The following is a 24,074-nucleotide window of genomic DNA, read 5'->3' as shown; positions in this document are numbered from 1 at the left end:
GTGTGGTTTATATGTTTAAATTAATGAAACTTGAATGGAAGAAACATAAATTATCTAGTTACTGTAAAGGGGTAGCTATTTGTATTATAGCAATTTTTGCTGCGGTAAGTCTTATGGGGATGGGAGCAAAAGGTGAGGGAGATGCGGCGCTCACTGATTTCACAAAGTATATGACGTTAGCAAATATCTTTATTAGGATGACATTTCTTATTTTTAGTGCGGTCATTTTATCACGTTTAGTAATTGATGAGTATAAGAATAAAACAATGCAACTACTATTTATGTACCCATTACAAAGGAAATTGCTAATGAGGGCGAAATTAACAATTGTTTTTAGTTTTTGTTTTATTAGCATGATTATTGCTACTTTCAGTATTAGTTTGCTCATATTTTTTATGAACCCAATGATGGGGCTGTTTGAAACACCTATGACGATGGGGGAAATAATAGCTACCGTTCCAGCTACTTTTATAAGTGCATTTATGATATCTGGTATAAGTTTAATTCCTTTATTTTTTGGGATGAGAAAGAAATCGACACCGACAACGATTACTTCTGCAGTAATAATTGGGATGTTAGTGAACAGTAACTATGGAAATGGTGTAAGCTTTTATGATTATATTGTTATTCCAATTACACTCTGTTTATTAGGAATTTTTATTAGTTATCTATCGTATCGTAAAATCGACAAGATTGATGTGGCGTAAAATAAGCTTAAAACAACAATGAACTGGGGTATGAATGGTGAAAAAAATAATAGTAATAGCAATTTTATTTCTGACAATTGCTAGTGCGATTTTTGGTTTTAAGACATTTCAGGGGAAAGATTTTACGAAAGAAAAGTCTTTTGAGATAAATCATATAAAAGAAATAGAAGTGGACAATGAAAACTGGGATGTTGAATTTAAAAGTACAGATGCTAACAAAATAGTAATTTCGGCTCAAGGTAAACGAGTAGATAAAGAGATAGATCCCGTCGAAATAGAACATGAAGGGAATAAAGTTATAGTTAAGCAAAAACAAAAGGCGGCCAGATTTTTTAATGGTTTTACGTTTAGGAAGAAAAATAGTATATCTATAGCTATCCCGAAGAAAGAAATAGATAAAATTGTATTAAATAATAAATCGGGTGATGTGAAAATAAGCGATATAGTAGTAAAAAGTATCGTGACAAAAGGCAAGTCTGGAGATGAAATGATTGTAGGACTATCAGCCGAGAAAGGTGAATTCATATCGCAAAGTGGAGAGTTAGCTGTAAAAGATAGTTCAGTACAAGAATTAAATATAAAGTCTACGACTGGTGATAACTATATAACAAATGTAAGTAACTCAAATATAAACATCACTTCAACATCCGGTGAAGTATTACTGAAAGATATGAAAGAAGGAAAATCGTTATTTGTAGAAACAAAATCAGGAGATATTGGCGTACGGTATAAAGGTGTTCCGACATCTTTAAAACTTACGGCTAAAAGTAATTCGTCTGACGTAATGGTGAATGTAAATGGACTTAAGAAAAATAAAAATACAGAAAAAATAAAAGCGGGAACCATTGGTGATGCAAAAAACGAAGTGAAGATTTTAAGTAAAACAGGAGCGATTTATATCGATTAAAATGTAAATGAAAGGAGGACTATTATGCTACATCTTATGAAGCTAGAAATGAAGAAGTTTAAGCTTGGATGGTATGTAAGGGGAGCGATTATTGCAAATATCGCTATACTGGCATTAATGATCTTTACGAGCATCGTTGCTCAAGTAGAAGGTGATCCGGAAATAAGGGATCCGCAGATGATGTTATTAACGGCTAGTACATTAGTAAGAGCAACATTTATTATTTTTGGTAGTGTATTAATCGCAAGGTTAATAATTAGTGAATATAAAAACAAAACAATCCTACTTATGTTTTCTTATCCTATTAATCGGAGGAAAATGATGAGTAGTAAGTTGGCCATTATAGCGATAGTAACATTTATAACAGTTATTTTATCTAACATTTTAGTGGTGGGAGTTTTCTTTGGGATAGATAGCTATTTTTCAATTCTTCCTAATTCATTCACAATAGATCAATTGAAGCAAGAAGGGATAAACCTTGTTCCTTTAGCCATTGCAACTGCGGGAATAAGTTTAATCCCTCTATATTTCGGAATGCGTAAACGTTCGGTGCCAACTACAATTGTTTCATCTCTGATTGTTGTATCAATTGCAATTAATAACACTCCTATGCTTTCTACAGCAACTTTTCTTCCCCTTCAACTAGCACTTGCTGCGATTGGAGCTGCGATTGCATATTACGGAATTAAAAATATAGAGAAGGAAGATATAACAGTATGACAAGAATACGTAAAAAAAGAGTTGGCGTTATACCAACTCTTTTTTGTATATGTATGCTTCGTTACTACTCTGTAAATTTATAGTGTTTGCTTAAATACTCTTGCACTCCTGGAGAAATGTTAAAGTTATTAGGACCTTTATATTCGATAGTAAATTCTCCATCTTCAATTGTTTCAAAGGCGATTGCATAGCTATTCATTTTAGAATCGTAAGAAGTATTTTTGACTTTTGCATCTAGATTAAAGTATTTTGTAATATAATTTTTTGATTCTGCAATTGCTGTTTGTTTTCCCCAAGGGGTACCATAACTTGTGAAGTAAAGAGATACACTGATAACTCCAATGATAGAAGTTAGTAAGAGAGTTCTTATTGTTATTTTTTTGTTTTTTGTATTCAATTTAGTTCCCTCCAATTAATATGAATTTATCTTAACGTATTTTCTCATAAAATACCATTTAGTAGAAAATAGTTTCACATGAAACAAGTTACAGAAAAAGACAAGGTGCATAAACACCTTGTCTTTTTCTGTCGTTACATTTGGGGAGCTTCCATTCCAGTAGCAGCCCATTCTTCTTTTGCAGGACCATATACACCAGGGACTGTTAAGCCAGCTTGACGCATTAAAACAGTCATCTGTCCGCGGTGGTGATTTTGATGATTGATGAGTGTCATTAAAAATATAGAATTCGGCATAGGACGACCAAAGAAGTTATTAATAGTAGTTAAGTCTTCATCAGTCCACTCACTTTGAAGTGCTTCAATAAAAGCCGTATTCACTTTGCGATACCCATCTGCAATTGTTTTTGCTGAAGTTGGTACAGGATAATCTTTCGTTTCTCCTTCAAACTTAAGCCCTGTCCCTGATAGCATAACAGGAAGTGCTGTAACGATATGCCAAGCGACTCTCCCTAAAGTCCAGTGCCCAGGTGCAATTTCTTGTGATAAAGATTCATCGGTTAATGCATCGAGCATCTTCTGAGTAGACTCAGCTTCATATTTCCATGATTGTAAAAAGTTTTCAATTGTTTGGTACATTTTTATCCCCCTCATTTATATTCATAAGTTAAATTCGTGAAGAAAAACGAGGTTCCTTGTAAATAATACAAAAAATAATTAAGGAGGCTTCTAACACGAAGCCTCCTTAATTAACTAACTTTTTTCCCACTCTTCCTCATCAACCACAAGAAATAAGGCGCTCCAAGTACAGCAACGTTTAAATTTGCCCTAACGATAAAGATTTGAATAATCGCTGAACCGAGCGCTGAAATTTCGATTCCAATTAAGGCAAGAGCTGTTGGGCTAAATCCTGATTTCCATGAGAAGAAGAGGAAATTCGTTTAATGAGGAAGGCGAAAGTACAAGCGAAAGGAGAGAGAATTGCATGTAATAATTATTAGAATGTTAGGAACGAACCTTTGTCTATAAAAGGTTTGTTTTAGAACGGGTAGTTGATAGTGAAAATAAAACCAAGTTTTTATTAGAATGATGTTTCTTAATTGTTGGCTGTACTTAAAAGATTGAACACGAAGGAAGGGATCAGCATGTCTTTATGGAGCAATAATTGTGGGTGTAATAATCAAAACGGTGTACATGTTGATTCATGCTGTTTTAGTTGCGATGGGACAGTTCCTAAGTTGGGGCCAACAGGGCCAACAGGAGCAACGGGTCCAACAGGATCGACAGGAATAACAGGAGCAACAGGAATAACGGGAGCAACAGGTCCAACAGGAGCAACGGGAGTAACAGGCCCAACAGGTCCAACGGGAGCGACGGGAATAACGGGAGCAACAGGCCCAACAGGTCCAACAGGAGTAACGGGAGTAACGGGCCCAACAGGTCCAACAGGAGTAACGGGCCCAACAGGCCCAACAGGTCCAACGGGAGCAACCGGAATAACAGGAGCAACAGGAGCAACGGGTCCAACGGGAGTAACGGGCCCAACAGGTCCAACAGGAGTAACGGGAGCAACAGGCCCAACAGGTCCAACGGGAGCGACGGGAGTAACGGGTCCAACAGGTCCAACGGGAGCGACGGGAATAACAGGTCCAACAGGTCCAACAGGTCCAACAGGAGCAACAGGTCCAACAGGCCCAACAGGAGTAATAGGAGTAACAGGTCCAACAGGTCCAACAGGAGTAACAGGATCAACAGGTTCAACGGGAGTAACGGGAGCAACAGGTTCAACGGGAGTAACAGGAGCAACAGGAGAAACGGGAGTAACAGGAGAAACGGGAGTAACAGGAGCAACAGGAGCAACAGGTCCAACAGGTCCAACAGGTCCAACAGGAGCGACAGGAGCGACAGGAGCAACGGGAGTAACAGGAGAAACGGGAGTAACAGGAGCAACGGGAGTAACAGGAGCAACGGGAGTAACAGGAGCAACGGGAGCAACAGGTCCAACAGGCCCAACCGGAGTAACAGGAGCAACAGGAGCAACAGGTCCAACGGGAGCAACAGGAGTAACGGGAGCAACAGGCCCAACAGGCCCAACAGGAGTAACGGGAGCAACAGGTCCAACAGGAGCAACAGGAGCAACAGGAGCAACAGGAGCAACAGGAGCAACAGGAGCAACAGGAGCGACAGGTTCAACGGGAGCAACAGGCCCAACGGGAGCGACAGGTTCAACGGGAGTAACGGGAGCAACAGGAGCAACAGGAGCAACAGGAGTAACGGGAGCAACAGGCCCAACAGGCCCAACAGGAGTAACGGGAGCAACAGGTCCAACAGGAGCAACAGGAGATACAGGTACAAGTATAACTGCTACGTATGCATTTGCGAATAATACATCGGGTACGGCAATATCAGTATTACTTGGTGGGACAAATGTCACACTTCCAAATAATCAAAATATCGGTCCGGGAATTACTGTGTCTGGGGGGAATACAGTATTTACGGCCGCAAATGCCGGGAATTATTATATTTCATATACAATTAATATAACGGCCTCATTATTAGTCAGTTCGCGGATTACAATTAATGGAGCAGCGCTTGCTGGAACTATCAATTCCCCTGCATTAGCAACGACATCATTTAGTGCAACAATTATTACGACTCTTGCAGCGGGGAGTGCAATTAGTTTGCAGTTATTTGGATTGTTAGCTGTTGCCACGTTATCAACGACTACACCTGGTGCAGTTTTAACGATTATAAGATTAAGCTAAGTAACGTGAACTCTCTTATTCTTTTAAAATTAGGAGAGTTTCTACATATAATAAGAAGTTAAGGAAGTAAAGCATAGTTATAAAAATTCAGAATATTATGATTGTAACGCTGTTATGACTATAATATAATGAAAACAACTATCATGAATGAACATTCATTTATTTTCACAAGTATTGGAAGGGGGAATGAGAGTGGAAAAACCTTGGCTGCAGAGTTATCCAGATGAAATTCCAGGGACAATTTCTTATGATATTCAGCCACTTCATGGATATTTAGAGAAAATGGCTGCTCGTTATCCAGAAAAGAAAGCGCTTCACTTTTTAGGTAAAGATGTTACATTTTCAGATTTCCATGACAAGGTAAAGAAATTTGCGAATTACCTTCAAAGGCTTGGTATTGAAAAAGGCGATAGAGTTGCGATTATGTTACCGAATTGTCCGCAATCTGTAATTGGTTATTATGGTACTTTGCTTGTGGGAGGGATTGTCGTACAAACGAATCCTCTTTATACAGAAAGAGAGCTGGAGTACCAACTTCATGACTCAGGGGCAAAAGTTATTCTGTGCCTTGATTTAGTGTTTCCGAGAGTTACTAACGTTCAAACTGCAACAAAGCTTGAGCACATTATCGTGACCCGTATTGCAGATTTTTTACCATTTCCTAAAAATTTACTTTATCCATTTGTACAAAAAAAGCAGGCAAATCTTGTTGTGAATGTGTCGGAAAGCGAAACGATTCATCTTTGGAAATCGGTAGAAAGAGAAAGTAATGTTGATGTTGAAGTTCCATGTGATCCTGAAAATGATCTAGCCCTTTTGCAGTATACAGGGGGAACGACAGGGTTTCCAAAAGGGGTTATGTTAACGCATAAAAACCTCGTTTCGAACACTTTAATGGGAGCGCATTGGTTATATAATTGTAAAGAAGGAGAAGAGGTAATTCTTGGTGTTCTTCCGTTTTTTCATGTGTACGGGATGACAGCTGTAATGAATCTAAGTATTATGCAAGGATATAAAATGGTGCTTATTCCGAAGTTTGATATGAAAATGGTTTTTGAAGCAATTAAGAAACATAAAGTTACACTATTTCCAGGAGCACCAACCATTTATATTGCTCTATTAAATAGTCCTCTTTTAAAAGAATATGATATTTCTTCAATTCAGGCTTGTATTAGTGGTTCTGCACCGCTTCCTGTAGAAGTGCAGGAGGAGTTTGAGAGAGTTACAGGTGGTAAATTAGTAGAGGGTTATGGATTAACGGAGTCATCACCAGTTACACATGGGAATTTTTTGTGGGAAAAGCGTGTGCCGGGAAGTATTGGGGTACCGTGGCCGGATACAGAGGCAATCATCATGTCACTTGAAACAGGAGAGTCATTACCTCCAGGTGAAATTGGTGAAATTGTTGTAAAGGGCCCACAAATTATGAAAGGGTATTGGAATAAGCCAGAAGAAACGGCAGCTGTACTGCAAGATGGCTGGCTCCATACAGGTGATGTAGGATACATGGATGAGGATGGCTTTTTCTATGTGAAAGATCGTAAGAAAGATATGATCGTTGCTAGTGGCTTTAACGTATATCCTCGTGAAGTAGAAGAAGTGTTATATGAACACGAAAAGGTGCAAGAAGTGGTAACAATCGGTGTTCCTGATCCGTATCGAGGGGAAACTGTAAAAGCGTTTGTTGTTTTGAAAGAAGGTGCTGAGTGTTCTGAAGAAGAATTAGATCAGTTTGCACGTAAATATTTAGCAGCTTACAAAGTTCCGAAGGTATATGAGTTTAGAAGTGAGTTGCCGAAGACGACAGTCGGAAAAATTTTACGTCGTGTCCTAATAGATGAAGAGAAGAGAAAGAATGAGGATGAGCAAACGGGCTAAGGCCCTTTCTTTTTGAAAAAATAGGATTGACACTTTTCTAAATAGTCAGTATTATAAGAATATGAATGACTATTCATTCAGTCATCTTCTTGAAGGGGACAGTAAAGTGAAGAAAAATAGACCGAAATACAATCAGATTATTGATGCTGCAGTCATTGTGATTGCGGAGAATGGATACCATCAAGCGCAAGTTTCTAAAATTGCAAAGCAAGCTGGGGTAGCTGATGGCACGATTTATTTATATTTTAAAAATAAAGAAGATATATTAATATCCTTATTCCAAGAGAAGATGGGAGAATTTGTTGAAACAATTCGTCAAAAAATAGCAGGAATTGAAAGCGCTGTAGCGAAGTTATTCATGTTGGTAGAAACGCACTTCTTGCTGTTGTCACAAAATGATCCTCTTGCTATCGTTACGCAATTAGAGCTAAGGCAGTCCAATCAAGACTTGCGCCTTAAAATAAATGAAGTATTAAAAGGCTACTTACAAGTTATGGATGAGATTTTAGAGACAGGTATAAAGCAAGGTGAATTTCAGGCGGATTTAAACGTTCGCGTGGCAAGACAAATGATCTTTGGAACAGTAGATGAAGTTGTGACCAATTGGGTAATGAGCGATCATAAGTATGATCTGGTCGCACTTTCAAAAACGGTACATGGGCTACTTATTGCAGCTTGTGGTTATCGTAAATAATGGGAGGGATCATGTTGAAATTCCTATCTGTAAAAGTTGAAGATCATATCGCGGTGGCGACGTTAAACCATGCTCCAGCTAATGCGATGTCTTCACAAGTTATGCATGACGTTACTGAATTAATCGATCAAGTGGAAAAGGATGATAACATTCGTGTTGTTGTTCTACATGGTGAAGGACGCTTCTTCTCAGCAGGGGCAGATATTAAAGAATTTACATCTGTTACTGAAGCGAAGCAAGCAACAGAGTTAGCACAGCTTGGACAAGTTACGTTTGAGCGTGTTGAAAAATGTTCAAAACCAGTTATTGCGGCAATTCATGGAGCGGCACTTGGCGGCGGCCTGGAGTTTGCTATGTCTTGCCACATGCGCTTTGTAACTGAAAGTACAAAGCTTGGTTTACCTGAATTAACACTTGGATTAATTCCTGGTTTTGCAGGTACACAGCGCTTACCACGTTATGTTGGTAAAGCGAAAGCTTGTGAAATGATGTTAACAAGTACACCAATTACTGGCGCAGAAGCATTACAATGGGGACTTGTTAACGGAGTGTTTTCTGAAGAATCCATTTTAGAAGATACGCTTAAAATTGCAAAACAGATTGCTGGAAAAAGCCCAGCAACAACCCGTGCTGTGCTAGAGTTATTACAAACGACAAAATCGTCTCATTATTATGAAGGTGTACAGCGTGAATCACAGATTTTTGGTGAAGTATTTACGAGTGAAGATGGAAGAGAAGGCGTAGCAGCGTTTTTAGAAAAACGTAAGCCTTCATTTAGTGGTAGGTAATCCAATTATTTTTTTAATACAAATTAACAGAATTTTAAAATTGATAGAATCTTTCTGAAAAATAAGGGGGTAAATGAAATGAACATCTACGTACTCATGAAACGAACATTTGATACAGAAGAAAAAATCGTAATTAAAAACGGTGCAATTTACGATGGCGAAGCGGAATTCATCATCAACCCTTACGATGAATATGCGATTGAAGAAGCAATTCAAGTAAGAGATGCACAAGGTGGAGAAGTTACTGTTATAACAGTTGGTGGCGAGGATAGTGAAAAAGAACTTCGCACAGCATTGGCGATGGGCTGCGATAAAGCGGTACTAATTAACATTGAAGATGATGTTGAGAATGGTGACCAATTTACAACAGCAAAAGTACTTGCTGAATATTTAAAAGATAAAGAAATAGATTTAATTTTAGGCGGGAACGTTGCGATTGACGGTGCATCTGGACAAGTTGGTCCACGAGTAGCTGAAGCGTTAAATATCCCATACGTAACGACGATTACGAAGCTTGAAATTGATGGTACAAATGTGAAGATTGAGCGTGATGTTGAAGGGGATACAGAAGTAATTGAATCATCATTACCTCTTCTAGTAACAGCGCAACAAGGTTTAAATGAACCGCGTTATCCATCACTTCCAGGTATTATGAAAGCGAAGAAGAAGCCACTAGAAGAAGTAGAATTAGATGATTTAGATTTAGAAGAAGATGATGTGGAAGCAAAAACAAAAACAATTGAAATCTATTTGCCTCCTAAGAAAGATGCAGGAAAAGTGTTACAAGGCGAGCTGCAAGATCAAGTAAAAGAACTTGTATCGTTGCTCCATACAGAAGCGAAAGTAATCTAATAAAATACGAAATTATATATGCAGGAGGGAAAATCTATGGCTCGTAAAGTATTAGTAATGGGTGAAGTTCGTGATGGATCGCTACGCAACGTTTCGTTTGAAGCGGTAGCAGCAGCAAAAACAATTGCAGAAGGCGGTGAAGTGGTAGGTCTTCTAGTTGGAGACAGCGTTGCCTCTTTTGCAAATGAATTGATTCATTACGGTGCAGATCGCGTTGTGACAGTTGAAAATGATAAATTAAAATCATATACATCTGATGGATATGCACAAGCGTTTTTAGCTGTATATGCTGAAGAGAAGCCAGAAGGCATTGTATTTGGACATACGGCACTTGGTAAAGATTTATCACCAAAATTAGCAGCGAAATTAGAAGCTGGTTTAATTTCTGACGTAACGGCTTTAGAAGTTGAAGGTGGAAATGTTATCTTCACTCGCCCGATTTACTCTGGTAAAGCATTTGAGAAGAAGATTGTAACAGAGGGTATCTTATTTGCGACAGTGCGTCCAAATAACATTGCAACTCTTGAAAAAGACGAGTCTCGCAGTGGTGACGTGTCTTCTATTACAGTAGATGTGAAAGATTTACGTACAATCATTCAAGATGTTGTCCGTAAAACTGCAGAGGGTGTTGATCTTTCTGAAGCGAAAGTCATTATAGCTGGCGGACGTGGTGTGAAGAGTGAAGAAGGATTTAAACCGTTAAAAGAATTAGCTGACGTACTAGGCGGCGCTGTTGGAGCATCTCGTGGTGCTTGTGATGCAGAGTACTGTGATTATTCATTACAAATTGGTCAAACAGGTAAAGTTGTTACACCAGACCTATACATTGCATGCGGAATTTCTGGTGCGATTCAGCATTTAGCTGGTATGTCTAATTCAAAAATAATTGTTGCGATTAATAAAGATCCAGAAGCAAGTATCTTCAAAGTAGCTGACTATGGTATTGTCGGAGATCTGTTTGAAGTATTACCTCTTTTAACAGAAGAGTTTAAAAAGTTAAAAGTACATTCATGATTTGAGTACCCTTGAGTTCCAAGTGAAGTACCCCTATATATAGAAAAAGGTGAGAGATCCCCTGTCTCTCATCTTTTTAGTATTTCATCCATATTTTTATATAGTATAAAGGAACATTTTTTTGTTACAATACATAACGATACATAATATTCGCCACGTATAAAAGTTAATGATATACTCTTGGTAGAATATACTTGAAGGAGGAAATAAAATGGCAATTATAAATGCAAATGACCAAAGCTTCGCAGCTGAAACTAGCGAAGGTGTTGTACTATTAGATTTCTGGGCGCCTTGGTGCGGACCTTGTAAAATGATCGCTCCTGTATTAGAGGAAATCGATTCAGAGTTAGGCGAGAAAGTAAAAGTAGTAAAAGTTGACGTTGATGAAAACCAAGAAACTGCTCGTCAATTCGAAGTAATGAGCATTCCAGCTCTTTTCGTATTAAAAGACGGTAAAGTGGTTGATCAAGCGTTAGGATATAAACCGAAAGAAGCGTTAGTAGAATTAGTTTCTAAACACTTCTAAAATAAAGAAGCTACCATTTGGTAGCTTTTTTTATTTTCTTTTTTACAACCTTTCCGTTACAATAAAAGAACGTATGTTGGGTGTTTTGGCATAGTATGTTTTTATGTGAAAATAAAAATGATAAGCATGTAGAAATGGAGGGAGACGAGTGCACGAGCATTTAAAAGAGAAGTTAGCAATTTTGCCCGATCAACCTGGTTGTTATTTAATGAAGGATAAGCAGGGAACGGTTATATATGTCGGAAAAGCAAAGGTACTCAAAAATCGTGTGCGCTCGTACTTTACTGGTTCGCATGATGGGAAAACACTTCGGCTTGTTGGAGAAATTGTTGATTTTGAATATATTGTGACTTCCTCAAATTTGGAGGCTCTTATTTTAGAGTTAAATTTAATAAAAAAATATGATCCAAAATATAATATTCAATTAAAAGATGATAAAACATATCCTTTCATTAAAATTACAGCCGAAAAACAGCCGCGCTTACTCATTACGCGAAATGTAAAAAAGGATAAAGGAAAGTACTTTGGGCCTTATCCAAATGCGCAATCGGCACATGAAACAAAGAAATTATTAGATCGTATGTATCCACTTCGTAAATGTTCAAATATGCCAGATAAAGTTTGCTTGTATTATCATATGGGTCAATGTTTAGCACCTTGTGTGAAAGAAGTAACGGATGAGCAAAACAAAGAAATTGTTGATGAAATTATTAAATTCTTAAACGGTGGGCATAAAGAAATTCGTTCAGAATTAGAAACGAAGATGTATGAGGCTTCAGAAAAGCTAGAATTTGAACGGGCGAAAGAGTTGCGAGATCAAATTGCTCATATTGATGCAATTATGGAAAAGCAAAAGATGATTATGAGTGATTTAGTGGATCGTGATGTGTTTGGATATGCAGTTGATAAAGGGTGGATGTGTGTTCAAGTTTTCTTCGTTCGAAAAGGAAAGCTAATTGAACGTGATGTTTCTATGTTCCCGATTTATGATGAACCAGAAGAGGGATTTTTAACTTTTATCGGTCAATTTTATGAAAACAGTAGTCATTTCAAGCCGAAGGAAATTGTTGTTCCAGGAAGTATAGATTCAGAATTAGTAGAGCGCTTTTTAGAAGTTGAAGCGACACAGCCGAAGCGTGGGAAGAAAAAAGATCTTGTGGAATTAGCAAATAAAAATGCAAAAATTGCACTAGAAGAGAAATTTCACTTAATTGAACGTGATGAAGAACGGACGATTAAAGCTGTTGATAATCTCGGGAGGCAACTAGGGATTGAAACACCATATCGTATTGAAGCGTTTGATAATTCGAATATTCAAGGAACAAATCCTGTTTCAGCAATGATTGCTTTTATCGATGGGAAACCAGCGAAGAAAGAATATCGGAAATATAAAATTAAAACGGTTCAAGGTCCTGATGATTACGAGTCTATGAGGGAAGTTGTAAGACGTCGTTATACGAGGGCGCTTAAAGAAAATTTACCTTTACCAGATTTAATCATTATTGATGGTGGAAAAGGCCATCTGGCCGCTACAAGTGATGTTCTGGAGAATGAACTCGGATTATATATTCCAATGGCAGGGCTTGTAAAAGATGACAAGCATAAAACATCACATTTAATCATTGGAGATCCGCCTGAACCTGTGATGCTTGAGAGGAATAGCCAAGAATTTTATTTATTGCAACGCATTCAAGATGAAGTGCATAGATTTGCAATTACATTCCATCGCCAGTTGCACGGGAAATCGGTCATTCAATCAGCATTGGATGATATTCCAGGAATCGGTGATAAACGAAAAAAGGTATTGTTAAAACATTTTGGCTCGTTAAAAAAGATGAAAGAAGCTTCCATAGCTGAATTTGTCGAAGCAGGTATGCCGAAAAATATTGCAGAGATGATATATACTTATTTAACAGATAAGAAGACGTTGTAGTTTACAACGTCTTCTGTTTTTTGGTATAATTTCTGAAGATTTAAAATAAACTCACCTGAATGAATATACAAAAAAGTCAACTAAACTTATATGTCTAGTTGACTGTAAGTAGATGCTACACTTCAATGAGATCTTTTATATCCCATTTAACAAGAAATGTAATAGAGTCTGAACGTTTTTTCTGTTCCTCATAGGACTCTGCAACGACGTTTCTTTGTTTTTGAATTTGCTCGGCGATAAATCCAGCTTCTAATTGATAAGATGAATGTCTTTTTTGTTTTTGACGCTCAGTAATAAGTGTACCTTTAAGTTGAAACTGCATTTCACGACGTTTATGTTCAATGATGCTTAAAGTGCCCCAACCAGCTTTTTCAAAAAACTGAATGACTTCTTCAATTGTTTCTAGCGGATATTTTCTCCCAAGGTTTCTACCGGCCCAGTATAAAATACCATCTAAATCGTTACCAATTAAATCAGGTAGTAATTCTTCACGTAGCAATTCATAAGCGAAGGCGTTCAATGAAACATCTTCTAAAGATGTTATATCGATTGTATTTTTGCTCACAATATTCCCCTCTTTCTATAGGGATTATTATATAACATTTTTCATTTATAAAAACAGATTTTTCTTTGGGTAAATCTGAATATATAAGAAAAAAAAAGAATTGGCAAATTATATGCAAATTATGTATACGTTTTCTTGACGCTTCGACAAAAATAGGGGTAAAATGAACTTGGAATCAAATTATGCTGAAATATTTTGAATAATTTTTTCAGTTTTTCTTATGCCAATAGTGAAAAAACATTATTGTTGTAAATTAATCTGAAAACAGCAGTCAAACATTCAAGGGGGTAATGGGGACATGAAAGGCCGCGAGTATACGTTTCGTAAGTGGCACTCATTAATGGGGGTCATCCCGGTTGGTGTCTTTTTGACGCAACATTTAATTGTAAACAACTTTGCAACAAGAGGAGCAGAGGCTTTTAACAAAGCTGCAGGCTTTATGGAGCTCCTTCCATTCCGGTATGCGCTAGAAATTTTCATCATCTTTTTACCTATACTGTACCATGCTATATATGGCTTATATATTGCATTTACAGCTAAGAACAATGCGGTATCTTACGGCTATTTCCGTAACTGGATGTTCGTCTTCCAACGAATTTCAGGTATCGTTACGCTGATCTTCATTTCTTGGCACGTCTGGGAAACTCGTATTCAAGCATTGTTAGGTAAAGAGGTAAACTATGATATGATGGCAGATATTTTAAACAACCCATTTATGTTTGGTTTCTATTTAGTTGGTGTTGTTTCAACAATTTTCCACTTTGCAAATGGACTATGGACATTCTGCATAAGCTGGGGAATTACAGTATCTCCACGTTCACAAAGAATCTCTACTTATGTAACATTAGCTATTTTCTTAGGTCTATCTTATGTAGGTGTGAGTGCATTATTAGCGTTCATCGATCCACAGCTAGCAAACCAGTAAGGAGTGGGAGAGCATGAAAGGGAAACTTATAGTAGTCGGCGGTGGCTTGGCCGGCTTAATGGCAACGATTAAAGCGGCAGAAGCAGGAGTAAATGTTGAACTATTTTCTTTAGTACCAGTAAAACGTTCACATTCTGTATGTGCCCAAGGTGGAATTAACGGTGCCGTAAATACAAAAGGTGAAGGGGATTCTCCATGGATCCACTTTGACGATACAATTTATGGTGGGGACTTCTTAGCGAACCAACCACCAGTTAAAGCGATGTGTGATGCAGCACCTGGTATTATTCATTTAATGGACCGCATGGGTGTTATGTTCAACCGTACGGAAGAAGGACTTCTGGATTTCCGTCGTTTCGGTGGAACACAACATCACCGTACAGCATTTGCTGGCGCAACAACTGGTCAACAATTACTATATGCATTAGATGAGCAAGTACGTCGTCATGAAGTAGCAGGACTTGTAACGAAATATGAAGGTTGGGATTTCTTACGAGCTGTTGTAGATGATGAAGGTGTGTGCCGAGGAATCGTCGCGCAAGACTTACAAACTATGGAGATAAAAAGTTTCCAAGCTGATGCCGTGATTATGGCAACAGGGGGCCCTGGTATCATCTTTGGAAAATCAACAAACTCTATTATTAATACAGGTACAGCAGCGTCTGCTGTATATCAACAAGGTGCATATTATGCGAACGGTGAGTTCATTCAAATTCATCCAACGGCAATTCCTGGAGACGATAAGTTACGTCTTATGAGTGAATCTGCACGTGGTGAAGGTGGACGTGTTTGGACGTATAAAGATGGTAAGCCATGGTACTTCTTAGAAGAAAAATATCCAGCTTACGGAAACCTTGTACCTCGTGATATTGCAACGCGTGAAATCTTTGATGTTTGCGTAGAGCAAAAACTAGGTATTAACGGTGAAAACATGGTGTACTTAGATCTTTCTCATAAAGATCCGAAAGAACTAGATATTAAACTTGGTGGAATTATTGAAATCTATGAGAAATTTACAGGTGATGATCCTCGTAAACTACCAATGAAAATCTTCCCAGCAGTTCACTATTCAATGGGCGGATTATGGGTTGATTATAAGCAAATGACAAGTATTCCAGGTTTATTTGCAGCAGGTGAGTGTGATTATTCTATGCACGGTGGTAACCGCCTTGGTGCGAACTCATTATTATCAGCAATTTACGGTGGTATGGTAGCAGGACCGAACGCAATTGAGTATATGAAAGGTCTTTCTAAATCATCTGATGCTGTTTCATCTACTGTATATGAGCAAAATGAATTAATCGAAACAGAGAAATTTAACAATATTTTAATGCTTGATGGTAACGAAAATGCATATGTTCTTCATAAAGAGCTTGGAGAATGGATGACAGATAACGTTACAGTAGTTCGTGAAAATAAAAAGTTACTAGAAACTGATGCGAAAATTGAAGAGTTAATGGCGCGTTACAAACGCATTAACATTAACGATACAGCAAGATGGAGTAACCAGGGTGCTTCATTTACACGCCAACTTGCAAATATGTTCGAGTTAGCACGTGTTATTACAATTGGCGCATATAACCGTAATGAAAGCCGCGGAGCGCATTACAAACCAGAATTCCCAAATCGTGATGATGCAAACTTCTTAAAAACTACGATGGCGAAATTTGAGGGAGAAGGAAAGGCACCAGCATTCCATTACGAAGAAGTGGATGTTTCATTAATTAAACCACGTAAACGTGACTATTCCTCAAAACATGATGTAGCTGCTAAGGGTGAAGAGAAGGGGGATAAACAACATGTCTGAGAAAACAATCCGCCTCATCATTACGAGACAAGATGGCCCAGATGCACAAGAGTTTGACCAAGAGTTTGAAATTCCATATCGTCCTAATATGAATATTATTTCGGCGCTTATGGAAATTCGCCGTAATCCTGTCGACTCAAAAGGGAACCAAACAACTCCGATCGCATGGGATATGAACTGCTTAGAGGAAGTATGTGGAGCATGTTCGATGGTGATTAACGGAAAACCACGTCAATCATGTACAGCCCTTATTGACCAGTTAGAGCAACCAATTCGCTTAAAGCCGATGAAGACATTCCCGATTGTACGTGATTTACAAGTTGACCGTAGCCGTATGTTTAACGCGTTAAAACGTGTTAAAGCTTGGATTCCAATCGACGGTACGTACGACCTAGGACCAGGTCCAAGAATGCCAGAGAAAAAGCGTCAATGGGCATATGAACTTTCGAAATGTATGACATGTGGTGTTTGCTTAGAGTCATGTCCGAACGTAAACAGTAAGTCTGACTTTATTGGACCAGCACCGCTTTCACAAGCGCGTTTATTTAACTCGCATCCAACTGGTGAAATGCATAAAGCAGATCGCTTACGTGCAATTATGGGTGATGGAGGACTTGCAAACTGTGGTAACTCTCAAAACTGTGTGCAATCATGTCCGAAAGGTATTCCATTAACAACTTCAATTGCAGCATTAAACCGTGATACAACAATTCAATCGTTCAAAGATTTCTTTGGTAGCGACAATAACTATTAATAAACATTGCCTCTTCTTGTTGAAGAGGCAATGTTTATAAGTTTATTTTTCTGTTTATTCTGTTTATCTCGCATTAACGGGCAGTAAAACTCCCACCTCAAAATTCAGGTGGAGCAAAGAAGCTAGGTGGGAGATCAACTGCCCGTAACCGCCCGATTGGTGAAGGCAAATAATCAGTGGGGGATGAACAAAACCCCCACTGATTAAAGTTTCACTTTATTTTAAGGACGAAAAGGAGAGGGAACGATGAAGAGAATTTCTTATATTGAAGACTTTGAGCAATGGGAAAGTGGTTTTTCATTTTATAATCCTGTCAAAGTTCGTTTTGGTGAAGTAGATATGTTTGGACATGTAAATAATGTGGTTGCTTTTACATATTTTGAAGAAGCGCGTATCGCATTGTTTAAAGAACTCGGATTTATGCAAGAATGGACACATGAATCATCAGAAACGATGATAGTCGTCGCAGATCTACAATGCAATTTTATTAAACAAATTTATTTTGATGAGCAGTTGAAAGTATATGTAAAGGCGGGAGCGGTTGGGAATTCCTCTTTAGATTTACACTATATGGTCAAAAATGCAGAAGGAGAAGTTTGTTTAGTTGGACGCGGTATGATGGTCCAAGCATCGAAAAAAACTGGAAGAGGCGAACCGTGGCCGGAGGAATGGAAAAAATTGCTGATATAATAGAATAAAAGAAAAATAAGAGAGCGATTCGCTCTCTTATTTTGTGTCCTCCATCGCCTCTTCTAATGTTAGATGGTGTTTATATATGTATGCGGCATATGGATTGCCGACGTAGCGTAAGTGCCACGGTTCGTATGAATACTCTGTTGTCTTTGTTTTATCCTCTAAATAACGAATGACAAATCCGAACTCATGGGCATGTTCTGCAACCCATTTTCCTTCTGCTGTCTCTCCGAAGATTGGTTCTAATTGGAATTTAGCAGATTTTGAGCTAATATCCATTGCTAGACCAGTTTGATGCTCACTTGTTCCAGGAATTGCACTTACCGAATCAGCTTCAGCTTTTCCTTGGCGTTTAATATATGTGTTATGTAATGACTGTTGGCGTTTGTAAGAACGGTAACCTGAAACTGCTGTAAGTTCTAAACCTTCTTCTTTTGCTGCTTGGAACATCTGCTCAAGAGCGTCTGCAGCATCTTTACGAAGTAATGTTTTCTCTTTATCTTTTGGACTAGTAAATGGTACGTTCGGTTTCGTCAAATCTTCTGGAATGTACCCATCTGGTAATTTACGATGTTTATTGACTAATACAAGAGCAGAATCTGGGTTTGTTACAACGGAAAATTTATCATTTAGTTTCTTTGCATTATGATCAGCTTTTGGAAAAGCAGGGATTTCTTCTTTTGGATGGTTACTATGCTTTTGACTTTCGACAGCTTTCGCCTCGTTTTGCAGTGGTGATTTAGGACCAAAGTAAGCGAAAGATGTGATACCGATTACAATAGTAGCGGCAGAAATAATTATTATCTTTTTCATGATACCTTGTAATCACTGTCCTTTCTTAATAAAATATGTATCGGTTTTATTATAAGTCTAGCTTATTGAAAAAGAAATATAAGAGTCGTAACGTAATAGAAATGCAAAGAAAATGTCAGAAAATGTAGTGTTTTTTCATATAATTCATTTCTTATCTTTCATGAAGTTCATTTTTTATGTAATATATGTATATAAGAAGATGTAGCGATTATCAAGAATAAAGGACTTCTTGTATAGACTAGGAGTGAATGGGAATGGATTTTGCAACAATTATTGGAATCATTTTAGGAGTGTTGGCAGTAGTAGTAGGGATGGTGGTCAAGGGTGCTGACATAACAGCCTTACTAAATCCTGCCGCAGCACTAATTATTTTCGTCGGTACATTTGCTGCAGTGTGTATTGCATTTCCGATGAATCAACTAAAAAGAGTTCCAAAATTATTTAAAGTTCTTTTTGGTTCAAATAAAAAAGATTTAAGTTATGAACAATTGCTAGAATTATTTGTTCATTGGACATCTGAGAGTAGAAAATACGGTATTTTGTCTTTAGAGCAACAATTAGATGAAATTGAAGATGAATTTCTTTTGCGTGGTATGAAATTTGTTATTGATGGCGTATCTGCGGAAGATTTAGAACAAATTTTAGAAGCCGAATTAGAAGCAATTGAAGAGAGGCATGCAAAAGGAGCTGCTATTTTCTCACAAGCAGGTACATATGCACCTACACTAGGGGTTTTAGGTGCTGTTATTGGTCTTGTAGCTGCACTTGGAAATTTAACTGATATTGAAAAGCTAGGGCATGCTATTTCAGGTGCGTTTATTGCAACGATTTTCGGTATTTTTTCAGGTTACGTATTATGGCATCCATTTGCAAACAAATTGAAGCAAAAGTCTGCTGCTGAATTAGAGAAGAAACGTTTAATTATTGATTGTTTATTAATGTTACAAGAAGGTACATATCCGTTTATTATGAAGAACCGTATTTTAGGTGCACTTTCTGCAACTGAGCGTAAAAAGCTAGAAAAAGGAGCAGAAAAAAATGCGGAGTAAGAAAAATAGAAGAGGTAAAAAGAAAAAACATGATGAGCATATCGATGAAACTTGGTTAATTCCATATTCTGATATGTTAACGTTGTTATTTGCATTGTTCATCGTATTATTCGCAATGAGTAGTATAGATGCTGCGAAGTTTAAACAGATGGCAGTTGCTTTTCGAAGTGAGTTAGCCGGTGGAACAGGAAATAAAGAATTTTTAAGCGATCAAAAACCAAATGAGGAAAAAGAATTATCAGCAAATAGCCTTGAGGCAGAACAAGCAAAAAAACAAGCGGAAGATAGAGCTAAAGAAAAAAAAGAAATGGATGAGTTGAAAGCATTACAAAAAAAGATTGATCAATATATTAATGAGAAACAACTATCCTCTTCTTTTCAAACTAAGTTAACTGAAAAAGGATTAATGTTAACGATATTAGAAAATGTACTATTTGATTCAGGGAAAGCAGATGTGAAGTTGGAATCGTTAGGGATTGCAAAAGAGATGTCTAACCTACTTGTTTCAGCATCACCTCGTGAAATTACAGTGTCGGGTCATACAGATACGGTTCCTATCGCAAATGCTCAGTTTGCATCAAACTGGGAGTTAAGTACACAGCGTGCAGTTAATTTCATGCAGGTATTACTCCAAAATAAAGAATTGCAACCAGAAAAATTTAGTGCAGTTGGTTATGGAGAATACCGCTCAATTGCACCAAATGATACACCAGAAGGAAAAGCAAAAAATAGACGTGTAGAAGTATTTATTTTACCTTTAACAAGAAATATGCAATAAAAGAGGATGGCGAAAGCCATCCTCTTTGTTATTTTGCATCAAATGATTTTAAATTGTCACGACGAATTTTATCTTTTTCTGCATCTGATTTTTTGAAATCATAGTCATATAAAGCGCCTTCCCAATCGCCATACATCGGATTAGGGAAAATGATGAATTTCTCACCAAATTGTGCTTTTGAATCTGCGACTGTTTGATTGCGATCTTTTACAGATTTTCCATCAAAACCAGTGAAATCAGATAAGTTGTCACCGAAGAATAGGACGATGTCATGTGTTTGAGAAACAAGTTCACGACGCTTTTCTTTCCCTTTTTCTTTCGGGTCCTGTAGTAATATATGTTCTTTCGTTGCTTGAGGAGCTCCTACGCGCTCAAGGTTTTTAATTGTTGCATCTAGTTGATTCGTTTTACGATTTGAGATGTAGTAAATCTCTACACCTTTAGACTCTGTATATTTTAAGAAATCAATCGCGCCTGGAAGAGCTTCAGCTTCAGCTTTATTAATCCAATCGTCCCATTTATAAGGATAGCCTTTTCCTGTTTTTACGCTCATTGCTTGATGAGGACTGTTATCTAAAACAGTTTCATCTAAATCAAGTACGATAGCAGGTTTTTTGCCTGTCCCTTTTGCAAGAGCTGCATCAAGCTTAAATTGACCAATATTGTATCCTTGGTAGTATAGTGCTTTCGTTTCGCCAGCTGTTTGATACCATAAATCAGCCATTAATTGCTGGTCTGTTAATTTTACTTTTTCTTCTTTCGCCACTGTTTTCTCAGCTGTTCCTGAACATGCTACAAGCGATGTGGAAAGAACGGCTACAGATAATAAAGTGGTAATACCCCTCTTCATCTTCATATGTATCCTCCTTGATGTTAGTAAATCATTTAATATTATATATTAAAATATAATGCTTTTTATATTTTTTTTTATGAACATTTGCATATTGTCTTTTGTATATGTAGTAGTTTGTCCTATATTAGAAAGATGGGTTAAATAATAATAATTATTTTGACAAGTTTTATTGTCGTAATGACAATTATAATTGACAAAAACAGGATTTTTATTTACAATTTTAACTAAATGAAACAAATGATGGGTTAGATGTAGTGATACATATAAGAGAATGAAATATAGTACTATATTTCATTCTGAACAATCATAGGCTTTAACAGAGGGTACGAATGATACTAAAGGGGAGGCTTTATACATTGAGTTTACAAATTCAAAACTTAACAAAAATATTCGGAGAATCTAAAGCAGTTAATGGTTTGCAAATCTCGTTACCGAAAGGTGAAGTGTTAGGGTTACTTGGCCGAAATGGTGCAGGGAAAACAACGACAATTAAAATGTTACTAGGCTTATTAACGCCAAATGAAGGTTCTATTACGTGGGATGGAAAATCATTTGGTGATAGCGGGGTAACAATTGGATATTTACCAGAAGAAAGAGGATTATATACAAAAAGTAGAGTAATAGATCAGTTGCGATATTTTGGCAGATTAGAAGGAATGACGAAAAAAGAAGTGGATCTTGCAATTGATCACTGGTTAGAACGCTTAGCAATTCCAGAATATAAATTTAAAACAGCGGGAGAACTTTCGAAAGGGAATCAGCAAAAAATTCAATTGATTGCTGCTCTTCTTCATGATCCAGAACTTCTTATTTTAGATGAACCATTTAGTGGACTTGATCCAGTTAATGCGGGAATGTTAGCTAATATTATTGGAGAACAAGTACAGAGTGGAAAGACAATTATTTTATCAAGTCATCGTATGGAGCAAGTAGAGGCTTTTTGCCAACATGTATGTATTTTGAAAAAAGGCGAAGCGGTTGTAGAAGGACAGTTAAGTGATATTAAGAAAGAATATGGTTTTCGTAATTTAACGATTGAAGATACAGTAGAGAACGAAAAGGGATTAGAAGCTATACACGTTCCGTATGAAAAACAACAAGGCCTTCTTTATGTAAAAGTACAAGGCGATGCAGAAGCTCTAAAGATTTTGCAACAGTTGCAAGAGCAAGGTGTTAGCTTACGACAATTTAAAATGTTAGAGCCGACGTTAAACGAAATCTTTGTAGAGAGGGCGAAATAAATATGCGTAAATTTTCTCATGTATTTTCATTTTATTTTAAGGAAGCATTTTTATCTAAAAAATCATTAATTACGAGTGCGATTTTATTTTTAGTTGTGTTTGGGATTTTTGCATTTAATCATTTTACTTCAGGCGATGATAAAAATAAGGATAAAGATAAAATTGCAGTTGTAGTAGAGAGTTCCACATACAAAGTACAAAAAGAAGAGCTAAATAAGCTATTGCCATCAGCAAAAATAACGGTCGGTTCAAAAGATGATTTTGATAAACTGCATAAGCAAGTAGAAGAGGGAGATTTAGATGGTCTATTCCATGTGACGGAAAAGGATGGGACTCCAGCAGTTACATATATGTATAATGGATTTCCAAGCCAAGCAACTTCTGCAATTATGGCGGGTTATTTAAAACAACAATATACGAAGGTGACGATTGCAAAAAATAATGTTTCACCAGAAATTGCGCAGCAATTACAAGCAGAAATTCAAGTGAAGCAAGAAGCGATAAAAGATCGTACATCTTCTTTCGGAATTGCATATTTCTTTACATTTGCTTTATATATGTTTATTGTAGCTTTCGGAAATACAATCGCAATGAATATTGCATCTGAAAAGGCGTCACGTGTAATGGAAGTAATGCTTCCGAAAGTAAAGCCTCTTACGATGATGTATGCGAAAATTTTGGCGGTTGTTTCAACGGCGTTATTACAACTTGTAATATTGGCGTGTGGTTATCTTATTCCTTATTTGTTAGGTTGGGTCGATTTAGAAAGTGCCTCATTATTGGGTGTTCCAATTGACTTTACAAAATTAGATGCAAAGGTTATAAGTATGTTTCTTGTTTATTTCATTACAGGGTATTTACTTTATGCGATGATGTACGCTGCGGCTGGAGCTGTTGTGTCTAAGACAGAGGATTTACAAGCCGTATCTTTCCCGATAATGATTTTGATCATGGCTGCATTCTTCATTAGTATTAAATCATTAAGTGATCCAAATAGTACTATTGTTGTTGTAAGTTCGTATGTTCCGTTTTTCACACCGATGGTTACCTTCTCACGGATTGTAGCTGGTGAAGCAGGTATGTTAGAGATTACGATAACATTAGTAGTTTTATTGGCGACGATTGGTATATTAAATGCGATTACAAGCCGTATCTATGTAAACGGTGTAATGAATTACTCTGATAAAGTGAAGTTTAAAGATTTGGCGAAATTTATAAAGCGTCAATAATAGAGGGAAAGTATGATTTTCTAATGGAATCATGCTTTTTCTTTACCCCGCATTAACGGGCAGTAAAACTCCCATCTCAAAATTCAGCTGGAGCAAAGAAGTTAGATGGGAGATCAACTGCCCGTAAACGCCCGATTGGTTCAACTAATAATCAGTGGGGGATGAACAAAACCCCCACTGATTAAAG

The 24,074-nt window shown here is 37.3% G+C and carries 23 protein-coding genes and 1 pseudogene; 19 read left to right on the top strand and 5 right to left on the bottom strand.

Going from position 1 to position 24,074, the window contains the following annotated elements; translation table 11 throughout:
• Positions 1-11 precede the first annotated feature (11 nt).
• Genes DET63_RS01845 through DET63_RS01835 form a run of 3 tightly spaced genes read left to right on the top strand, consistent with a single transcriptional unit; the run spans position 12 to position 2,334 of the window.
• On the top strand, positions 12-707 hold the full coding sequence (locus tag DET63_RS01845) for an ABC transporter permease (RefSeq protein WP_113935696.1): 696 nt from the start codon (positions 12-14) through the stop codon (positions 705-707).
• Between the two features lie 34 nt (positions 708-741).
• Positions 742-1,614, top strand: a complete 873-nt coding sequence (locus DET63_RS01840) for a DUF4097 family beta strand repeat-containing protein (RefSeq protein ID WP_113935695.1) — start codon at positions 742-744, stop codon at positions 1,612-1,614.
• Between the two features lie 24 nt (positions 1,615-1,638).
• Positions 1,639-2,334, top strand: coding sequence for an ABC transporter permease (locus DET63_RS01835; RefSeq protein ID WP_113935694.1), 696 nt, complete (start codon positions 1,639-1,641; stop codon positions 2,332-2,334).
• Positions 2,335-2,398: 64 nt separating this feature from the next.
• Here the strand turns inward: DET63_RS01835 and DET63_RS01830 are convergent, their stop codons facing one another.
• Both DET63_RS01830 and DET63_RS01825 read right to left on the bottom strand, forming a co-directional pair.
• The gene (locus DET63_RS01830; protein ID WP_088293456.1) at positions 2,399-2,731 is read right to left on the bottom strand and encodes a YfjL-like protein; all 333 of its coding nucleotides are present in this window, start codon (positions 2,729-2,731) and stop codon (positions 2,399-2,401) included.
• 134 nt (positions 2,732-2,865) lie between these two features.
• Positions 2,866-3,369: a DinB family protein gene (locus DET63_RS01825; RefSeq protein ID WP_113935693.1), complete on the bottom strand. Its 504-nt coding sequence runs from the start codon at positions 3,367-3,369 to the stop codon at positions 2,866-2,868.
• A gap of 950 nt (positions 3,370-4,319) precedes the next feature.
• Here DET63_RS01825 and DET63_RS01820 point away from each other — a divergent pair.
• From DET63_RS01820 to uvrC, 8 genes and pseudogenes are all read left to right on the top strand, one after another.
• Positions 4,320-5,495, top strand: a pseudogene (locus DET63_RS01820) (BclA C-terminal domain-containing protein); the annotation flags it as partial.
• Positions 5,496-5,687: 192 nt separating this feature from the next.
• Entirely contained in the window at positions 5,688-7,373 is a 1,686-nt protein-coding gene (locus DET63_RS01815) for a long-chain-fatty-acid--CoA ligase (protein ID WP_113935691.1), read from the top strand.
• A 106-nt stretch (positions 7,374-7,479) separates the two neighbouring features.
• Positions 7,480-8,067 carry a fatty acid metabolism transcriptional regulator FadR gene (locus tag DET63_RS01810; RefSeq protein WP_087945806.1) on the top strand — a complete coding sequence of 196 codons (588 nt, stop codon included), beginning with the start codon at positions 7,480-7,482 and terminating at the stop codon, positions 8,065-8,067.
• 11 nt (positions 8,068-8,078) lie between these two features.
• Positions 8,079-8,855: an enoyl-CoA hydratase gene (locus DET63_RS01805; protein WP_002088868.1), complete on the top strand. Its 777-nt coding sequence runs from the start codon at positions 8,079-8,081 to the stop codon at positions 8,853-8,855.
• Between the two features lie 78 nt (positions 8,856-8,933).
• The gene (gene etfB, locus DET63_RS01800) at positions 8,934-9,707 is read left to right on the top strand and encodes an electron transfer flavoprotein subunit beta (RefSeq protein ID WP_002088867.1); all 774 of its coding nucleotides are present in this window, start codon (positions 8,934-8,936) and stop codon (positions 9,705-9,707) included.
• A gap of 36 nt (positions 9,708-9,743) precedes the next feature.
• Positions 9,744-10,721: an electron transfer flavoprotein subunit alpha gene (gene etfA, locus DET63_RS01795; protein ID WP_113935690.1), complete on the top strand. Its 978-nt coding sequence runs from the start codon at positions 9,744-9,746 to the stop codon at positions 10,719-10,721.
• 211 nt (positions 10,722-10,932) lie between these two features.
• On the top strand, positions 10,933-11,247 hold the full coding sequence (gene trxA / locus DET63_RS01790) for a thioredoxin (RefSeq protein WP_000974757.1): 315 nt from the start codon (positions 10,933-10,935) through the stop codon (positions 11,245-11,247).
• Positions 11,248-11,395: 148 nt separating this feature from the next.
• Complete coding sequence (gene uvrC / locus DET63_RS01785; protein WP_113935689.1) at positions 11,396-13,180, top strand: excinuclease ABC subunit C; 1,785 nt, start codon at positions 11,396-11,398, stop codon at positions 13,178-13,180.
• Between the two features lie 115 nt (positions 13,181-13,295).
• Here uvrC and DET63_RS01780 read toward each other — a convergent pair whose 3' ends face one another.
• Positions 13,296-13,745, bottom strand: coding sequence for a YslB family protein (locus DET63_RS01780; protein ID WP_113935688.1), 450 nt, complete (start codon positions 13,743-13,745; stop codon positions 13,296-13,298).
• Between the two features lie 298 nt (positions 13,746-14,043).
• Between DET63_RS01780 and sdhC the strand changes: the two genes are divergently transcribed.
• The 4 genes from sdhC (at position 14,044) to DET63_RS01760 (ending at position 17,921) form a co-directional block, all read left to right on the top strand.
• Positions 14,044-14,670, top strand: coding sequence for a succinate dehydrogenase cytochrome B558 (gene sdhC, locus DET63_RS01775; protein WP_002015407.1), 627 nt, complete (start codon positions 14,044-14,046; stop codon positions 14,668-14,670).
• Positions 14,671-14,683: 13 nt separating this feature from the next.
• Positions 14,684-16,477 carry a succinate dehydrogenase flavoprotein subunit gene (gene sdhA / locus DET63_RS01770; protein ID WP_002034228.1) on the top strand — a complete coding sequence of 598 codons (1,794 nt, stop codon included), beginning with the start codon at positions 14,684-14,686 and terminating at the stop codon, positions 16,475-16,477.
• Entirely contained in the window at positions 16,470-17,231 is a 762-nt protein-coding gene (gene sdhB, locus DET63_RS01765; RefSeq protein ID WP_002088861.1) for a succinate dehydrogenase iron-sulfur subunit, read from the top strand. Before sdhA ends, sdhB begins: the two co-directional genes overlap by 8 nt.
• A 246-nt stretch (positions 17,232-17,477) precedes the next feature.
• Positions 17,478-17,921 carry an acyl-CoA thioesterase gene (locus DET63_RS01760; protein WP_113935687.1) on the top strand — a complete coding sequence of 148 codons (444 nt, stop codon included), beginning with the start codon at positions 17,478-17,480 and terminating at the stop codon, positions 17,919-17,921.
• A 36-nt stretch (positions 17,922-17,957) separates the two neighbouring features.
• On the opposite strand, the gene DET63_RS01755 is transcribed toward DET63_RS01760, so the two are convergent.
• Positions 17,958-18,737 carry a M15 family metallopeptidase gene (locus DET63_RS01755; protein ID WP_113935686.1) on the bottom strand — a complete coding sequence of 260 codons (780 nt, stop codon included), beginning with the start codon at positions 18,735-18,737 and terminating at the stop codon, positions 17,958-17,960.
• 254 nt (positions 18,738-18,991) lie between these two features.
• Between DET63_RS01755 and motA the strand changes: the two genes are divergently transcribed.
• Positions 18,992-19,786, top strand: coding sequence for a flagellar motor stator protein MotA (gene motA, locus DET63_RS01750; protein ID WP_002129301.1), 795 nt, complete (start codon positions 18,992-18,994; stop codon positions 19,784-19,786).
• A complete protein-coding gene (gene motB, locus DET63_RS01745; protein ID WP_002184884.1) occupies positions 19,776-20,564 on the top strand; it encodes a flagellar motor protein MotB in 789 nt (262 codons plus the stop codon). The genes motA and motB overlap by 11 nt, the downstream gene beginning before the upstream one ends.
• A gap of 28 nt (positions 20,565-20,592) precedes the next feature.
• Here the strand turns inward: motB and DET63_RS01740 are convergent, their stop codons facing one another.
• Entirely contained in the window at positions 20,593-21,420 is an 828-nt protein-coding gene (locus DET63_RS01740) for a 5'-nucleotidase, lipoprotein e(P4) family (protein ID WP_113935685.1), read from the bottom strand.
• Between the two features lie 353 nt (positions 21,421-21,773).
• Here DET63_RS01740 and DET63_RS01735 point away from each other — a divergent pair, with 353 nt between their 5' ends.
• Both DET63_RS01735 and DET63_RS01730 read left to right on the top strand, forming a co-directional pair.
• Complete coding sequence (locus tag DET63_RS01735) at positions 21,774-22,658, top strand: ABC transporter ATP-binding protein (RefSeq protein ID WP_113935684.1); 885 nt, start codon at positions 21,774-21,776, stop codon at positions 22,656-22,658.
• A gap of 2 nt (positions 22,659-22,660) precedes the next feature.
• Positions 22,661-23,887, top strand: coding sequence for an ABC transporter permease (locus DET63_RS01730; RefSeq protein WP_002015418.1), 1,227 nt, complete (start codon positions 22,661-22,663; stop codon positions 23,885-23,887).
• Positions 23,888-24,074 lie beyond the last annotated feature (187 nt).

Origin of the sequence: Bacillus sp. DB-2 (genome assembly GCF_003315125.1) — a bacterium.
In the GTDB taxonomy this organism is placed as follows: Bacteria; Bacillota; Bacilli; order Bacillales; family Bacillaceae_G; genus Bacillus_A; species Bacillus_A mycoides.
This window is presented reverse-complemented; position numbering and strand designations above follow the sequence as displayed.